General features: G+C 43.2%; 1 protein-coding gene. It reads left to right on the top strand.

The window, feature by feature from the left end:
* Window positions 1–161: 161 nt before the first annotated feature.
* Window positions 162–280 (top strand): type II toxin-antitoxin system HigB family toxin (locus DVW06_RS17895; RefSeq protein WP_446717781.1); only part of this gene is annotated, 119 nt, incomplete at its 3' end.

Below are 280 nucleotides of genomic sequence, written 5' to 3'. Positions count from 1 at the left end.
GGTTTATACTTGATTTATAGCAAAATGCGATAAAATGTTATGCATGTGATCACCCACGCTCGAATTATAACAGCAATGCACAAGTGGCCACAGGCTGAAACGGCATTAGATGGTTGGTATCGAACCATAAAGGCAAACGATCCGAAAGATTTTGCTGAGAGATGAAGCAGCTCTTTCCAGCGGTCGATAAAGTTGGAAAGTTCCATGTGTTCGATATTGGCGGGAACAAGATCCGACTTATTGCAGTCGTGATGTATCAGGCGAAACGTGTGTATATCCG

The sequence above is a fragment of the Enterococcus sp. ARL09-542 genome (assembly GCF_005234805.1).
Classification (GTDB): domain Bacteria; phylum Bacillota; class Bacilli; order Lactobacillales; family Enterococcaceae; genus Enterococcus_D; species Enterococcus_D gallinarum.
The sequence above is the reverse complement of the archived record's forward strand: the minus strand, read 5'-3'. Positions and strand labels throughout refer to the sequence as shown.